Here is a 266-nt window from a genome sequence, read left to right as displayed (position 1 = left end):
GTGCACGGCCCATGAATGATCGAACGATGCGCGATCGAGGTTCTCGACCCGATCGTGACGGCCGCGCCGTCCTTGGAATGAATGACAACGCCATCCTGAATGTTTGAGCCCTTACCGATCCGTATCGGTTCGACTGTTCCATTCTCATCCGCTTCATCTGCACGGATAACAGCGTATGGTCCAATGAACACATCATCCTCAACAATCACGTGGCCACACAGAATAGCCGTCGGATCAACGAAAGCGCTCTCCGCCACTACGGGATA

Annotated in this window: 1 protein-coding gene; it reads right to left on the bottom strand. The window is 54.1% G+C overall.

Going from position 1 to position 266, the window contains the following annotated elements:
- The coding region (locus tag HK23_RS14145) for an LbetaH domain-containing protein (RefSeq protein ID WP_475638745.1) at positions 1–266 on the bottom strand (266 nt) is incomplete at both ends.

Origin of the sequence: Acetobacter malorum (genome assembly GCF_002153605.1) — a bacterium.
Lineage (GTDB): Bacteria > Pseudomonadota > Alphaproteobacteria > Acetobacterales > Acetobacteraceae > Acetobacter > Acetobacter malorum_A.
Note: the sequence above shows the minus strand (reverse complement) of the source record. Positions and strands in the feature narration are given on the sequence as shown.